The following is a 16,125-nucleotide window of genomic DNA, read 5'->3' on the forward strand; positions in this document are numbered from 1 at the left end:
ATATACAAAAAAAGCACTACCCTCACATGGATATACCATGCAAAGCAGTGCGGAAACGCATCTTCTTAATTCTTACAACTATTTATCCTTCAGGTAACTTTCCAGTTCATCGGTCAGTTCCTGTATCTTTTCAGTAAAGGGACTTGTGTCATTCTTTTCCTCCAACTTCACGTTCTCCACCGATAGTTGAAAGGCCACCATGGCTAACAAATCTTTTACATCCACTTCGGAATATTTCTTCCGGTACTGGTCCATCTTCATCCGGATTTGCTTGACAGCCTTACGGGCTTCCTGCTCCTCACTCCGGTCGATTCTGATACCATAACTTTTACCGGCTATCTCTACATGTATAAGAAATTTATCGTCCATCGCCTCTATTCGTTTAATAGTGCAATGCACTTGTCTACTTCCCGCACTAACTTCGATAACCGCATCCTTGCGCTTTTCATTTCTCCTTCGTTTACGGAAACAACCCGCGCCGTCAGCATGTTATCACATTTGGTATTCAACTCTTCGATCGTCTTTATCGCCTGCTGAAGTTCTTCTTCTTTCTGAACCAAAAAACCTTCGAGCTCGCCGATTCTATGTTTTTGCTTGTCGCAAAGCTCCATCAAATCACGAACTCTAACCTCAAATACAGCCAACAATCTTTTATGATCTTCGGTCATTTCACACCAAATTCTACACAAAAGTAAACTTTAGATTTGAATAAAACAACAATCAGTTTGTTTTTTTGACAGAAAACGTCCGGATACACAAAAGGCCGTTCAAACCAAAATCCGAACAGCCCTCCTTCTAATAGTTTCAGTTACGCTCTATTATACCAACGCAACGTACAATTCACCTTCAACTTCTTCGAAAGCTAACTTGCCTTCTTTTGCCAACCAACCAAAAGCAGCATACATATCTTTTTCTGCTTTAATCTTAGTTGCTTTCTTTACTGCCTTAACGCTCATTTTACCGCCTTCGTTCAGTGCTGTCCAAACAAGGCCGGCGTTTGTTCCAATCAATTCGATCATGTTTCTTTTTGTTTTGTTAATTCGTTAACGGGGGCAAATTTATAGATTAATCCATTAAAACAAAAGGAAATAGATGTTTTTTAGCATAAAAACAGGCGCTTTTTATACTTTGCAAGCATATTTAACACACTTACAGTACTATTATAGTACTATTTCCGTCCGTTTACCGTCCGAAACAAGTTCCATTTCAATGTTTGTAGCTGAAACATATTTGCTTAATAGGCCTGCCGCATACTTTCCGGCATCGATCAAACCGTCCAACCCGGAGTAACCATTCAGAATCATTAACAGGCTTGTGGTGTCTAACCCGATTTTCGTCCGCTCCTCATCGCTGGTCGGTGTCCCGATGCCGCCAATAGCATCGCGATAAACAGGCAACCCGGCGATATTCAGTTCGCCGCGACCGATACCATGATAGAGTTCGCCTTCCCTGCCGACTCCCAGCACCAGTTTGCCGCCTTCGATTTTGTCTGCATCAAAACCTCCTATGGAATATCCGCTGCGGATAGAAACAAGATTGATCAAATCGACCAATGTATCGACCTTATAAAGGGGCAACTCGCGAAGAATACGCCTGCGCAAGGCTTCCGCAGAAGGACGGTAACGGTTCGGATCTTTTCCCAACCGCTTATAGGCCTGGCGTGAAGCCTGAATAGGAAGCCACTTATTGATTTGTTCCAGTTTGACCGTCGCCCGGACAGCCGCTTCTTCTGCCTTGATCTCCCGCCAGAGTTGTTCATCCGGCTCCGAATTCCTGACCTGACAGGCTATCACCAGGACTTGCAGGTCCGGACAAGCGCTGGAAACTTCTTCTGATATTGAAACTTGTATCATGGTTTTAAAATTTCTGAGTTATAAATTATTCTTGAGCATAATCCCGGAAAGAATACGTCCGCTTTTGATACCCAGGCGGCGGGCGGAGAAGAACTCGTCATGGTGCGTATAGGTGCAGATTCCGGCGACTTCGATATTTGCGGCGGCAAGTCCGCAGTCCGATAGCTGCAAACGGTTGGCTTCCCAGAGGTCGATATGGGCTTTACCGGTCGAGGCATTCCGTTTCATGATACACGACAGATCGAAACCAGCCTCCCGGAACGCATCCACCACCTCCTCTCCTACTTCAAAGGCATCCTGACCGATAGAAGGCGCGATGCCGGCTTTCATCAAAAGCGGATCGGCATTATACTCTTCAATAAGAAAACAGACTGTTTTAGCCGCAATCTGCCGTACCGTTCCCCGCCAACCGGCATGGACAGCTGCTACGGCTTTTACATCGGGAGCATAAAGCAATACGGGAACGCAATCGGCAGTCGAAACCGCGACGCAAACATCCGGCACATTGGTGGCCAAAGCATCTACGCCGTCCAGATAAATCCGCTGTTCATCCAAAGGAAGGGAGAGAAAGAAAGGTTCGATCGAGCGAACCTCCGCGCCATGTACCTGAAAAGGGGCAAAAATCCTTTCGGGAGGGATTCCGATAGCATCCGAAAGAAGCTTCCGGTTCATCCGGACGGCCTCCGGATCATCTCCGCTATATTCACCGGGATTAAAGGAAGCATACGCTCCTTCGCTCACACCGCCCCGGCGGGTGGTTATAAAATGAGAGATGTTGCAATCCCCGCTTAACCCGGGAAATTGCAACATCTTTACTTTATCATTTTGAAGTATCTTCATCTTCGTCGTCCCAATCTTCGTATTCTTCATATTCCTCATCGTCGTCCGGATCGTCCTCTTCAAGAGGAATAATGAAATCGTCATCATCCAGTGCAAGCGAACTGACATCGATATTCTTGTGTACGATACGCTCCACCTCATGGAAAGTCTCCTTGTTCAGTTCCTTCCACAGAAGGTCTTTCAACTCGACAATTCCCATTCCGGCAACCGAAGAAATAAAGACATGCGGAACGCCTTCCGGCAAATCTTCCGACAGGGCCTCGATCAGCTCTTCGTCCAGCATATCGCTTTTCGTGATTGCCAGCACACGGCTCTTATCCTGCAAATCGGGATTATACTTGACCAACTCGCCTAACAGGATTTCGTATTCCTTCTTGATATCGTCCGCATCGGCCGGCACCATGAACAGAAGCAGCGAGTTACGTTCGATATGACGGAGGAAGCGCAATCCCAATCCTTTACCTTCGCTGGCCCCTTCGATAATACCGGGAATATCGGCCATCACGAACGAACGGTTGTCACGATAGCTCACGATACCGAGGTTCGGCTCCAGCGTCGTAAACGGATAATTGGCGATTTTCGGTTTAGCCGCCGAAACCACCGACAGCAACGTAGACTTGCCTGCATTCGGGAAACCTACCAGACCGACATCGGCCAGCAACTTCAATTGCATGATCACCATCCGTTCCTGCGCCGGCTCACCGGGTTGCGAGTAACGGGGCGCCTGATTGGTCGAAGTCTTAAAGTTCCAGTTACCCAAGCCGCCGCGACCGCCTTTCAACAGCATGACCTGCTGTCCGTCTTCGGTCACGTCACAGATAAACTCGCCCGTATCGGCATCATACACGACGGTTCCGCAAGGAACTTCGATCACACGGTCTTCGCCATCTTTCCCGAAACTGCGCTTGGCACCGCCCCCTTCACCGTTCGTCGCCATAATATGGCGTTCGTATTTCAGGTGCAGGAGCGTCCAGTAGTTCCGGTTCCCACGAAGATACACATGGCCTCCTCGCCCTCCATCGCCTCCGTCGGGACCTCCTTTCGGAATATATTTCTCGCGGCGAAAGTGAGAAGACCCTCTACCGCCCTTACCTGAACGGCAATAGATCTTTACATAATCTACAAAGTTTGATTCAGCCATAAAAAATAATTATTTAATGTGCGAATATGCCAATGTGCCAATAATGATACTTAAATTGGCATATTGGCACATTGATCAATTTACAAATTATTTACTGCTTCTTTGATACGGCCGAAGATTTCTTCGACGGTACCCATACCTTCGATAGCAACATGTTTACCTTCGCCGATATAATAGTCAGCCAAAGGAGCGGTCTGTTTGTGATAAACATCCAGTCTTGACTTGATTGTTTCCAGGTTGTCGTCTGAACGCCCTGATACTTTACCGCGTTCCAGCAGACGTTTGATCAGTTCTTCTTCCTCAACCTGCAAGTTCAACATAACCGATACGTCCGTACCGCGCTTGTTCAACATTTCTTTCAGTGCCTTTGCCTGCGGGATCGTACGGGGGAAACCATCGAAGATAACACCTTTGGAGTTCTCTTTGCTGTCCAGAACTTTTGCCAGCATGTCGACGATCAGTTCATCCGGAACCAACTGTCCTTTTTCGATGTAATCCTTAGCAATCTTGCCCAGTTCAGTTTCGTTCTTCATTTCAGAACGCAAAACATCACCCGTAGAGATATGGTCTATGCCATATTCAGCAATAATCAATTCGCTCTGTGTTCCCTTTCCTGAACCGGGAGCACCAAAAATAACAATGTTCAACATAAAAAGTTTGCTTTTTAATTGACAATTAAGAATGAATAATTGTAATCACCCCCCTATTGCCACCCATTATACATTAATCTAATAACTTTCAATTTTCAACTCTCAACTTTCAACTATCTTATAGATGTTCCGGTAAGCCCTCCCCATCTCGTCATAATCCAGTCCGTAGCCGACAATAAAATCGCCCGGAATCCGGATACCGACATAATCGGGTTTCAAATCACACTTCAACGAATCGGGCTTGAACAGCATCGTTGCCAGTTTTACATCGGCTGCACCGTCTTTACGGAGCTTGTCCATCACGTATTGCATCGTGAACCCGGTATCGATAATATCCTCAATCAGAATCAAAGTCCTCCCTTTTACATCGGCTTGCACAGGCATGATCTCACGGACAACGCCGGTCGTACTGGTCCCCTTATAGGAAGAATAGCGGGCAAAAGTAATCTCGTACGGTTCGTCCAACTGGCGCATCAGTTCGGCCATAAACATAAAGGCTCCGTTCAGGATTCCCACAAACAACGGATTCGTGCCCTTCACATCGGCCCGGATGCGCTCCGCCACCTTTGCAATCGCTTCTTTTATCTCCGCTTCCGGGATAAAGAGTTCAAATTCTTTGTCTTTTAATCGGATCTTATCCATATTCCGTCTGATTTTCGAGGGGACAAATGTACAACTTTTTCGGGTAACTATTACTATTTTTGTACAGATTCGGAGAAGTTCATCCAAGCGTCCGGGTTGTCTGCATAGAGATACAGACTCCGGGATCATGCAAGATATAAAAAACTGAACAAATGCACCCGTAAACAGGGAACTATTGCATAATTCCCTGTTTACGGGTGCTTCATGGGGTTATTGTGCCGTAAAGGAAGGAACCACCCGGCAGATAGAATGAACGATGCGGGATGTGTACCCCCTCCGTACCTGCCCGCTATTCATGTCACAGTCGTGAAACAAAAGAAATCCAACTGTAACATAGAAGGAAGACAATTGTGACATAAAAAGAATACAGCTGTAACATGCAATAGAAGACCGATGTTTACCCGTTATTGATTCACTTTTTGCCAAATATGAGCCATAAATAACGATTTACACTCCTTTCAACTTGTAAAAGATAAAGACCGGATTACTATCTTCTTCCATACTTTTCAGTTGGTCGGGAATTGAGACGGAATGAAGGTTCTTGTAGAAATCAAGTTCGCCAGCCGTTACGACCTGGACCAGATCATTCCCCGCCGTACTTCCCCAAACTGGGAAACCCTGATAACTTCTTGTTCCTAACATTCCATGCAGCAAAGTAGCGGCCGACAGTTCTACCAACGAAACGGGCTGTTCACACTTCTCCACCAATGTCTCACCTGTTTTCTTATCGACGGAAGCAACCAAATGTCCTTGATTATTCCTCAAACGGAAATAATAACGTGCAGGCGTTTCAAAGATATCGGAAACAAAGTAATCTTTATCATCCCCGAAATCCCTCAAACTATTGAAGTCCGTAACATCGACCGAACTGATGATCTCTTTGTCCGAATTCTGTAAACTCAAAACACAAGCAGGCTGAATCTGATTGTCTGACATCCGGTATAGCGTATCATTACTGCCGGTCTTAAATAAAACGGATTTCAACTGTTCGGAATAAGCAGCAGCAATCCGGATAGTCAACCCTGATTTATCATGTGGGACCAAAGGAGAATAAAAATCATTCTTCATAACAACCGTGTCACCGTTTTCCGTAAAGACACCAATACCAAAGCTGCCCTCCTGAAAAGGGACGTAGGGCATTGACACAGCTGCCAGGCGGTCCTTGCCAACCGAGTATTGATAGACAACCTGGTAATCATGAGCAAAATGCCAGACAGGTTCCCCATCCAACGTATATACCTCGACACGGTCTGTACTGAACAAATAAAGACGGTTATTCTTTTCATCCGCCTGCATACTGGCTACATAGCCGCTAAACTCGCCCGGCCCCTGTCCGAACGGGATCAATGTCTTGATAAAATGACCTTGCCTGTCAAACAATACGATTCGTTGCTCTTTCACCGGAAGCACATAGATATATTGACTCGTAACAGCATAATTGGCAACGCCATCTATCAGCGAAGCATCATCGGAGGTTACTTCCAGGGGCACATACATGACTTCTTCTATTTCATCACTCAGCTTCAGAGTGCCCGGATTACTGATTCCGGCCCTTACATCTGCTACCGGATAAGTTGATGTATCCGATTTAGGTGAACTGCAAGCGATTAAGAGAAAGAACACCCAGCTCAAACTTAATTTATTCATCTTTTTCTTATATTTAATATGTTATCCTATTTTCTGCTTTCAGTCAGTATATTCCCATCTATCATACGGATCAGACGGCCGGCCATCCGGGCATTCTCTTCGGAGTGGGTGACCATTACAACTGTCGTTCCTTCCCGGTTCAGTTCCTGCAACAGGTTCATCACTTCGTTGCCGTTGACAGAGTCCAGGTTTCCGGTCGGTTCATCCGCCAGCACGATATGCGGGTTCGTGACTATGGCACGGGCAATCGCCACACGCTGTTGCTGCCCGCCGGAAAGTTGCTGTGGGAAATGCTCCGAGCGGTGGGCTATCTGCATCCGGTCGAGGGCGGCATTAACTCTATCCACCCGTTCTTTTACCGATACACCGGCGTAGAGCAAAGGAAGCTCCACATTTTCAAAGACCGTCAGTTCGTCTATCAGATTAAAACTCTGAAAGACAAAACCGATATTCCCATTCCGTAAATCCGTCCGGTTGTTCTCCGTGTACCGCGACACTTCCTGCCCGAGGAACCATAGTTCGCCGTCCGTCGGATTATCCAGCAACCCCAACAGATTCAGTAATGTAGATTTTCCACAACCGGAAGGCCCCATGATTGCCAAGAATTCACCTTCGTTTATTTCCAGATTAATACCGTTCAAGGCTGTTGTTTCCACGCTTTCCGTGCGGAAAACTTTTGTCAGATTAATTGCTTTTATCATAACTGTTTGCTTTTTATTTCTATTTATCATTTTCTTTTTATTCATAACGTAGTGATGTCACCGGATTCCGGGAAGCGGCACGCCAGGTCTGGACAATAACTGTCAGTATCGTAATCAGCAGAACAACCAGTCCCGCCATCGGGAAAAGCCACCAGCCAACCGTTGCCTGATAAGCGAAGTTGCTCAACCAGCGATCCATAAAGAGATAACCCGGCGGGCAAGCAATCACAAACGCTACACCGACCCAAATCATATATTCCCGGCAGAACATCCTCACGATCCGGTCCGAATGAGCACCGTTGACCTTCCGGATACCTATTTCCTTTGTCCGTTGCGCCGTCGAAAGGGCGACCAAGCCGAAAACACCCATCATGGCGACAAGAATCGAAAGAATAGTAAAAATAAGGAACACTTGGCTGAGCTGCCGCTCACGGGCATAGTTATTCTTAAGGACACTCTTGAAAAATTGAGGAACAAAAATATGGTTAGGCCGCATCTCTTCATATTTTGTCTTCAAGAAATTCAATGTCTCTGCCTGATTTACAGGAGAAATTTTAACATACATCTTAACAAGTAGTTGATTCGTATAATATATAAATACGGGACGAATTTTTTCCCGTAATGGTTGGTAGTTAAAATCTTTTACGACACCAACTATACGTGAAGTTCCTCGACCGGTAAAATTTAAATCACCCTTCAATATCATACCCACAGGGTTTTCTACATCCAACATTTTCCAAGCTGTTTCATTAATGACAATTGGAGTTACATTATAAGCCCCACTCCAAAATTTATCAGGATCAGCCTCAAACGCTTCACCTTTCACCAATTCTAAGCCTAAAGTTTGGAAGAAGTCCCGGTCTCCAACCAGTCCTACCATCTCCAACGAATCCATCCTTCCAACCTCATCTTGCCAGCTAAATTTCGAAGTTTCCCAACGATATCCTTGTAAAAAATCAGAAAGATCAACACCTATTGTTATGCTTTTTACATGTGAATTCTTCAAAACCTCCTGCTTATAAGGTATAGATTCTTCACGCCAGTCATCTACATCTACCATAACCAGATTTTCCGTATCTAACCCGACATCTGCGTTTTGTAAATAGTGTAACTGTTTAAAGACAACCACCGTTCCGATAATCATCACAATCGAAATCACAAACTGCACGCATACAAGACCTTTCACCAATGCGCCCTTCCTTCCTGTTGCTTGTCCGCCTTTAAAAGCCAGCAAAGGGTTAAACGACGACATATAAAAAGCAGGAAAACTTCCAGCTAAACAACCAATTCCCAAGATTCCGAATAATATGAATAACACCGTCTGCCAATTAAATATCAGCACAATATCTTTTTCGACAAAACGGTTAAACAACGGCAATAATAACTCAGTCAAGGCAAGTGCCAGCAACAACGCCAAGAAAGCCTGTACCAAACTTTCCGAAAGGAACTGTGTAATCAGCATATGGCGTTTTGCTCCTGTCACTTTCCTCACACCGATCTCCTTAAAACGTTGAGAAGCACGTGCAGTCGACAACGTGGTAAAGTTGAACGCACCCATAAAGACTATCAAAGCAGCCAAAGCCGCAAACAAATAAATTTGCTGTATATTACCGTGATTATACACATCATCCGGTTCTTTGAAAGGCGTACGCAGGTGAATATCAGACAATGGTTGAAAATCCAACGGCTTCCCCCATTGTGAATGATCGATCCATAGATTACGCATTGCCAACCGATCCGCATCAGTCAATTTCTGTCCCTTTTTCAACTGGATATAAACATGCATTCGTTCTGACCAACCCCAATTATTTTCCTCTTCTTTATGATAAGACAGAAAAGAGTTCCAACCGATCAATACATCAAACTGGATATGACTCTTGCGCGGAACTTTCAATACAGCGGCTACTTTATAAGGCCGTTGCTCCCTCCAAAAATTATGAATCACCTCTTTCCCTATAGCCGAAGCATTACCAAACATTCTCTTTGCCGTTTCTTCCGATATTACGATTTGTTGCGGATCTTTCTTCATCAACTTGGGATCACCTGCTACAACCGGGAAATCAAACACATCGAAAAACGTTGTATCCACATACGCCAGTTTCGCCACAATAAAATCATTTCCGAAATGAAAATCAGCTGCATTACTATATTTAATAAATGTGGCATTCTCAACTTTCGGATAATCTTTCCGGAATATTCCACTTAACGGTGTAGCCGTAGACGGAACCTGCCCATCAGCATTCTCAACCACCCTTATCACCCGGTAAATCTCATTCCTGTTTTTATTAAAATCCTCAAACGTCAACTCATCCACAATCCAAAGATAGATCAGGAAAGCGGCCGTCATCCCGACCACAAAACCCAACATATTAATAGATGAGAAAAGAAAACTCCTCTTTATCAGTCGGAGTGCGACTTTTACATAATGTTTCAGCATATCTTTATATCTATTTTATTCTTTATTCATAACGCAATGATCTCACCGGATTCCGGGAAGCGGCACGCCAAGTCTGGACGATAACTGTCAGTATCGTAATCAGCAGAACAACCAGTCCCGCCACCGGGAATAACCACCAGCCAACCGTTGCCTGATAAGCGAAGTTGCTCAACCAACGAGCCATAAAGAGATAACCTAACGGGCAGGCTATCACAAACGCTACGCCGACCCAAATCATATATTCCCGGCAGAACATCCTCACGATCCGGTCCGAATGAGCGCCGTTGACCTTCCGGATACCTATTTCTTTTGTCCGTTGCGCTGTCGAAAGGGCGACCAGACCGAAGACACCCATCATGGCGACAAGAATAGCAAGTACAGTAAAGATCAAAAACATCTGTCCAAGTTGGCGTTCATGGGCATAATTCTGGCGAAGGGCATCCGAGAAAAAACGGTAAGTAAACACATTGTCCGGACGCATCTTCTCATATTCTTCTTTCAGGAACTTCAACGTTTCAGCCTTGTTCACTGGTGATATCTTTATATAAAGGGTGTTCAAGAACCGGCGGGAATAATACAAAAAAGCAGGTTTTACCTTTTCCCGCAGAGGTTGGAAGTTAAAGTCTTTCACGACACCGACTATCCTCGACGTCTCTCCGTACCCGCCTTTGTTCCAGAGAAGCATACCGACTGGGTCTTCCACTTGCATCATCCTCCAGGCTGTTTCGTTAATGACGATCGGCAACTCTTTCGCATACGCACCCTCCATAAAAGCGTTCTTGTCTGCGCCGAACGGCTTGCCTTTCAGTAGAGTCAACCCTAATGTCTCCATGAAATCCGCGTCACCGGCCATCCCGACCGCTTTCAACGAATCGACCTGTCCGGTCGCGCCCACCCAGCTGAAGACACTCTCCTCAAAACTATGTCCCTGAAGATAATTCGAGAGTTCAGCCCCTCCGGTGACCTGTTTCACATTCGGATTTTTCAGTACGGCTTGTTTATAATCGTCTATCCCGTAACCTCCCATATAAGACATCAGGTCGAAGAATCCGCAATCGACCACAATCATATCTTCCTTATCCAACCCTAAATCCGCATTTTGCAGATAATGAAGTTGCCTGAATACGACAGAAGTCGCAAACACCATCGTTATGGCAATGACAAACTGCACGCACACCAACCCTTTGATCAGCAAACCTTTCTTGCCGTTCGCCCGTCCGCCCTTAAAGGCTTGCAACGGATTGAACAGCGACATATAGAACGCTGGAAACGCACCGGCCAGGCAACCGACTCCGATAATCCCGAACAGGACAAACAACAAGGTCCGCCAACCGAATGTCAACAGGATATCTTTCCCGACAAACTGATTGAAAAACGGCAACAACAATTCCGTCAACGCCAATGCCAGAATCAGCGAGAGAAAGGCTTGTACCAGGCTCTCCGCCAGGAATTGCACTACCAGCGTCTTACGCTTCGCACCCGTCACTTTCCTTACTCCGATTTCCTTGAAGCGCAGGGAAGCACGTGCCGTAGACAAGGTTGTAAAATTGAACGCTCCCATAAAGATAACCAGTACAGCCAAAGCCATAAACAGATAAATCTGGGACATATTTCCATGATTATCCACTTCCGGGTCTTTAAAAAGAGTATGCAAATGGATATCTTCCAAAGGCTGGAACTCCAGATATTTCCCTTTGTCATCGTGGCTGAACCAGACGCGCCCCATCTTCTCCCGGTCGGCGTCGGACAAAACCGTTCCCTTCCTTATCTGGACATACACAGTTGTTCCTTCGGCAAAATCCCAACCGACCGGAGCCGGATAAGCCTGTTCGCTCAACAACACTTCAAACTTTATATGACTTTTACGCGGGATTTCCAGGACAGCCGCCACCTTATAGCGGAATGTTTGCCCCAGGAACCGGCAAGTCACTTCCCTGCCGACAGCCGATGTTTCGCCAAACAGTTTCCGTGCAGCCGATTCGGCCAGCACGATCTGTTGCGGGTCCCGTTTCATCAGTGCAGGATCGCCGGCAACGACCGGAAAGCTGAAAAGATCAAAGAAAGTAGTATCCACATACGTGTATTTAGCCTCGATCAGGTTTGCTCCCGAATGCAGGTTCAAAGTTCCGAAGTTCAGCGTAAAAGTAGCATTCTCCACCTGCGGGAACTCATCCCGGAAGGCTTTGCTCAACGGCGCCACCGTATAGGCAGATTCCTTCACATCTCCGCCGGCATCTTGTTCTACCGCAATAACCCGGTAGATCGAATCCCTGTTCTTCTGAAAATCTTCAAACGTCAACTCGTCCACAATCCAGAGATAAATCAAGAAAGCGGCAGTCATCCCTATCACAAAGCCTAACATATTGATAGATGAGAACAGGAAACTCCGTTTTATCAACCGGAGGGCGACTTTGACATAGTGTTTCAACATCTCTAATCCTCTTAAAATAGTTACCGTACTGTTATTAAAACCATTTCCTTATCCTCCAACCCTTGCAATGCTGGAATTTTCGATAGCCGGTCGGCAGGAACCGCACGTTTCAAAGCACGCCCGATCAGCAGCATATAAGGCTGCCCGTTCATCTGTATCTTAGGCCAATAACCGATACCTCCATCCAAATCGTTCGGGATAAGTCCGGGAACCGTCTTTTTAGTTTTGTCGACAAAAGAATAGAGCTCGCCGTTTTTCTTATTATAAATAACCTGAAAGAACTTGACTGTTCCGGCATTCCGGGTGTTCGGGCAATCATGGTTCTGTGTCAGGCTAAGAAACAGGTAGTCATCCGTTTCCGTGAGGTTATGAACCAGATATTTATCCGATAAATCGACAGCAGGATTCAGCCCTTCCGCACGGGTTGCCTGATGCGTACCGAAATCGATCTTATAGGCAGGACGGAACGTAGACACATCCAAAATACGGAACAAGGTGTCGGTATAGGCCAACCGGAAACACTCCTGCCCTTTATATTTATAGAGATCGCTGCTCTCGGCATTCCTGATAGTCCCTTTCATTGCCTTAAACTCACCGCTCCCCGGAGCAAAATAGCATAGTGTATCTCCGTTGGCAGCAAACGTATAAAGCGCATTCAGACTTTCCCGATACAGTGCAAAGCCATTCTTAACAGTAAAAACACGCGCTATCCGGGCAAAAACATTCGGCTCATCATTCGTTTTAAGCCATTTCGGCAAATCATTCAGATCCATCGGAGAAGAACGCTGTCGTAATTCCGCCAATGGAATACGCGACGTGTACATTACAAAACTTTTATTCTTCTTATCTTCCAAAAAGAACTGGCAATAAACGGAGCGGGAAGACGGATCGTAATCATAACTCTTCAGCATAGAGTGCGGACTGTATCCTTCAAAATCACCGGACGACATAAACTCAACATCGTTCTTTATCAGCAGCTTGTCTTTCCTCAAGTTTTTATCCAGCCACCATAATCCCTCCGCACAAATCACCAGGTAGCCGTCCTCCGCCGGAGTGAACGAAGCATCTATTCCATGTTCGAATACACCAATCCGGTGATAGACAATTTCTTTCCCGAAGTCACTCAACTTAACAGGCCGGACATTCCGCAATGCCGCCTCGATATCCAGATGAATCAAAGGTTCGCTCCGGTCCAGCTTTGCCGCATAACGGATTCCGGCTGGCGGTACGTGGCCTTCCGTCATCACCGAAGATGTATCTGCGACTTCCACCTCGGAAACCTGTTCCATCTCCGAAAATAGTTCATCCTTACTCAGATTCGGGTTCTTATTCTTACAACTGCTACCCAACGACACGAGTAGGCAAAGAGCAAAATAAATCAGCTTCATATCTTCTTTTTATTATTATTCATATCGTAATGACTTGACCGGATTCTGTGAAGCGGACCGGTAACTCTGGCCGATGACGGTCAGGAGCGTAATCAACAGGATAATCAGACCTGCCAACGGAAACAACCACCAGCTCAACGTCGTCCGGTAAGCAAAACCTGCCAGCCAGTTGTGCATCAGAAAGTATGCGACCGGACATGCCACCACAAATGCAATCGCAAGCCTCAGCATATATTCCCGACAGAACATCTTGACAATCCGTTCCGTATGCGCCCCGTTCACTTTACGAATCCCGATCTCCTTCGTCCGCTGCTGCGCCGAAAGGGCGACCAGTCCGAACACGCCCATCATCGCTATGAGGATCGCAATAAAAGTAAATATCAACGAGACGTATCCCTGTTGCCGTTCCGGAGCATAAGTCCGGGACAAAGCATCGTCAAAAAACTCATAAGTGAAGAACTGCCCCGGGTTCATCCGTTCATATAGCTCTTTCAAGAAACGTATCGTTTCTGCTTTATTCTCCGGAGCTATTTTAAAATGGAGGGAATACATATTTTCAGGAGTATAGATGATGCATACAGGCAGGATCGGCTTCCGCAAAGGCGAGAAGTTAAAGTCTTTCACCACACCGACAATCTTTCCTAAATTTGTTTCTATCCCGATCGGGTCTTCTACGTGCATCTGCTTCCAGGCTGTTTCATTGATCATTACCATGCGGTTCTCATACCTCCAATAGGCGTCATAATCCGATTTCATAGCTTCTCCTTTCAATATCTGAATGCCGTACGTCTTCACAAAGTCGCCGTCAGCAAAGAGAAAAGCAGCCTTCATTTTACTCATTTCGTCATTCGTCTGCCAGGTAAGTTCTTTTAAGGATTCTACGTCATATCCTTCCAGATAATTATCTATTTGCGTACCCATCGACACGCTCTTCACATTCGGATTTTTCAGGACTTCCTTTTTATAAGCGTCTACCTCATACCAAAGATTTGTCTTTACAGAAACGACATTCTCCTTGTCCAACCCCAAATCTTTATGTTGCATATAATACAGCTGTTTGAATATAACCGACGTACAAATCACCAACAGGATCGCGATAAAGAACTGCACACAAACCAGCCCTTTAATGAAATCGCCTTTCTTTCCGGATATCTTCCCGCCCTTAAATGCCAGCAAAGGATTAAGAGACGACATATATAAGGCCGGATAACTCCCCGCCAAAACCCCGATTCCCAATATGCCCAGCAAGATAAACCAAACAACTTCCCACGAAAAGACCAGACGGATGTCCTTTCCGACAAACATATTAAAGAACGGCAACAACAATTCGGTCAACGCCAAAGCTAACACCAGGGAAAGAAAAGCCTGCACGATACTTTCCGACAGGAATTGCATCACCAGCGCATGCCGCTTGGCGCCGCACACCTTTCGCGCACCAATCTCCCGGAACCGCAAAGAGGCACGCGCCGTCGACAAAGTCGTAAAATTGAACGCTCCCATAAAAATGACCAACAGCGCCAGTGCCGAGAACAGCCAGATCAGCGAAAGACTTCCGTGGTTCCTGACCGCCACATCTTCAAAGTTCGTATGCAGATGGATTTCTTTCAAAGGCTGGAACATCAGATAAACATCATCTCCCGTATGTTCCTTCATCAGCAGGCTCATCCGTTTCCGATCCGCATAAGTCATCCTTATATTTCCCATCTTGACATAAACTAAGGCTTCTGTAAAAGGTCCCCATGAAGAACCAAGCGTAATATTACTTCCTTTCGCATATTCACTACTGGCAAAAAAGATATCCGCCTGGATATGAGACTTACGTGGTACGGCTATGACCGCCGCTACTTTATAATACGCTACCGGACCGTAATAAACACCCTGAAACTCCTTTCCGACGGCATTATCCGTACCAAACAGCTTACGCGCCATCCGGTCGGAAATCACAACAGAGGCCGGTTCGGTATGAATCCGGTTTGGGTCGCCGGACAAGACCGGAAAACTGAAGAAACGAAAGAAAGTCGTATCGACGTAGGCGACATCCGCCTCATATTGCTTTTCTCCCAAAAAGAAAGGGCGTTGTCCTTCTCCACGGATAAAAGTCGCATCCTCGACTTGCGGGAACTCTTTGCGAAAAGCATTGCTCAACGCGGCACTTCCCCCGTTTCCTTTCTTCACGAGCCGGCCGTCATCAAATTTATCGACTGTCACCACCCGATAAATAGAGTCCGCATCTTTCTGGAAATCTTCAAATGTCAACTCATCCACCACCCAGAGGTAAATCAGGAAAGCAGCCGTCATCCCCAATACAAAACCCAGCATTGACTTGTACGGAAAAAAGTTTACACAATTAGAAAATAAAAATGTGTAAAGAAAAGCGACACAATCGAAAATATAC

General features: G+C 45.9%; 14 protein-coding genes. All 14 read right to left on the minus strand.

From position 1 onward, the window contains the following. Positions 1-78 precede the first annotated feature (78 nt). The 14 genes from DWU89_RS17350 to DWU89_RS17415 all read right to left on the minus strand — a co-directional run bounded on the left by DWU89_RS17350 (position 79) and on the right by DWU89_RS17415 (position 16,121). On the minus strand, positions 79-369 hold the full coding sequence (locus tag DWU89_RS17350; protein WP_115500896.1) for a cell division protein ZapA: 291 nt from the start codon (positions 367-369) through the stop codon (positions 79-81). Between the two features lie 5 nt (positions 370-374). Next, positions 375-668 (minus strand): mediator of RNA polymerase II transcription subunit 21, encoded by a 294-nt coding sequence (locus tag DWU89_RS17355; protein ID WP_115500897.1) that lies wholly within the window; start codon positions 666-668, stop codon positions 375-377. Between the two features lie 150 nt (positions 669-818). Further along, positions 819-1,019: a winged helix-turn-helix domain-containing protein gene (locus tag DWU89_RS17360; protein WP_115500898.1), complete on the minus strand. Its 201-nt coding sequence runs from the start codon at positions 1,017-1,019 to the stop codon at positions 819-821. Between the two features lie 141 nt (positions 1,020-1,160). Continuing rightward, complete coding sequence (locus DWU89_RS17365) at positions 1,161-1,853, minus strand: B3/B4 domain-containing protein (RefSeq protein WP_115500899.1); 693 nt, start codon at positions 1,851-1,853, stop codon at positions 1,161-1,163. An 18-nt stretch (positions 1,854-1,871) separates the two neighbouring features. Then, positions 1,872-2,732 (minus strand): peptidoglycan editing factor PgeF, encoded by an 861-nt coding sequence (gene pgeF / locus DWU89_RS17370; protein WP_115500900.1) that lies wholly within the window; start codon positions 2,730-2,732, stop codon positions 1,872-1,874. Continuing rightward, positions 2,674-3,834: a GTPase ObgE gene (gene obgE, locus DWU89_RS17375; protein ID WP_115500901.1), complete on the minus strand. Its 1,161-nt coding sequence runs from the start codon at positions 3,832-3,834 to the stop codon at positions 2,674-2,676. Before obgE ends, pgeF begins: the two co-directional genes overlap by 59 nt. A gap of 80 nt (positions 3,835-3,914) precedes the next feature. Beyond that, positions 3,915-4,484: an adenylate kinase gene (locus tag DWU89_RS17380; protein WP_115500902.1), complete on the minus strand. Its 570-nt coding sequence runs from the start codon at positions 4,482-4,484 to the stop codon at positions 3,915-3,917. 102 nt (positions 4,485-4,586) lie between these two features. Next, positions 4,587-5,126 (minus strand): hypoxanthine phosphoribosyltransferase, encoded by a 540-nt coding sequence (gene hpt / locus DWU89_RS17385; protein ID WP_115500903.1) that lies wholly within the window; start codon positions 5,124-5,126, stop codon positions 4,587-4,589. Positions 5,127-5,573: 447 nt separating this feature from the next. Continuing rightward, positions 5,574-6,773, minus strand: coding sequence for a 6-bladed beta-propeller (locus DWU89_RS17390; RefSeq protein WP_115500904.1), 1,200 nt, complete (start codon positions 6,771-6,773; stop codon positions 5,574-5,576). Between the two features lie 26 nt (positions 6,774-6,799). After that, the gene (locus tag DWU89_RS17395; protein WP_115500909.1) at positions 6,800-7,474 is read right to left on the minus strand and encodes an ABC transporter ATP-binding protein; all 675 of its coding nucleotides are present in this window, start codon (positions 7,472-7,474) and stop codon (positions 6,800-6,802) included. Positions 7,475-7,511: 37 nt separating this feature from the next. Then, complete coding sequence (locus DWU89_RS17400; protein WP_115500905.1) at positions 7,512-9,911, minus strand: ABC transporter permease; 2,400 nt, start codon at positions 9,909-9,911, stop codon at positions 7,512-7,514. 22 nt (positions 9,912-9,933) lie between these two features. Continuing rightward, positions 9,934-12,342, minus strand: a complete 2,409-nt coding sequence (locus DWU89_RS17405) for an ABC transporter permease (protein WP_115500906.1) — start codon at positions 12,340-12,342, stop codon at positions 9,934-9,936. Between the two features lie 20 nt (positions 12,343-12,362). Beyond that, positions 12,363-13,730 (minus strand): DUF4933 domain-containing protein, encoded by a 1,368-nt coding sequence (locus tag DWU89_RS17410; RefSeq protein WP_115500907.1) that lies wholly within the window; start codon positions 13,728-13,730, stop codon positions 12,363-12,365. Between the two features lie 15 nt (positions 13,731-13,745). Then, the gene (locus tag DWU89_RS17415) at positions 13,746-16,121 is read right to left on the minus strand and encodes an ABC transporter permease (protein ID WP_392391938.1); all 2,376 of its coding nucleotides are present in this window, start codon (positions 16,119-16,121) and stop codon (positions 13,746-13,748) included. Positions 16,122-16,125: the final 4 nt, after the last annotated feature.

The organism is Parabacteroides acidifaciens, assembly GCF_003363715.1.
GTDB classification, from domain to species: Bacteria; Bacteroidota; Bacteroidia; order Bacteroidales; family Tannerellaceae; genus Parabacteroides; species Parabacteroides acidifaciens.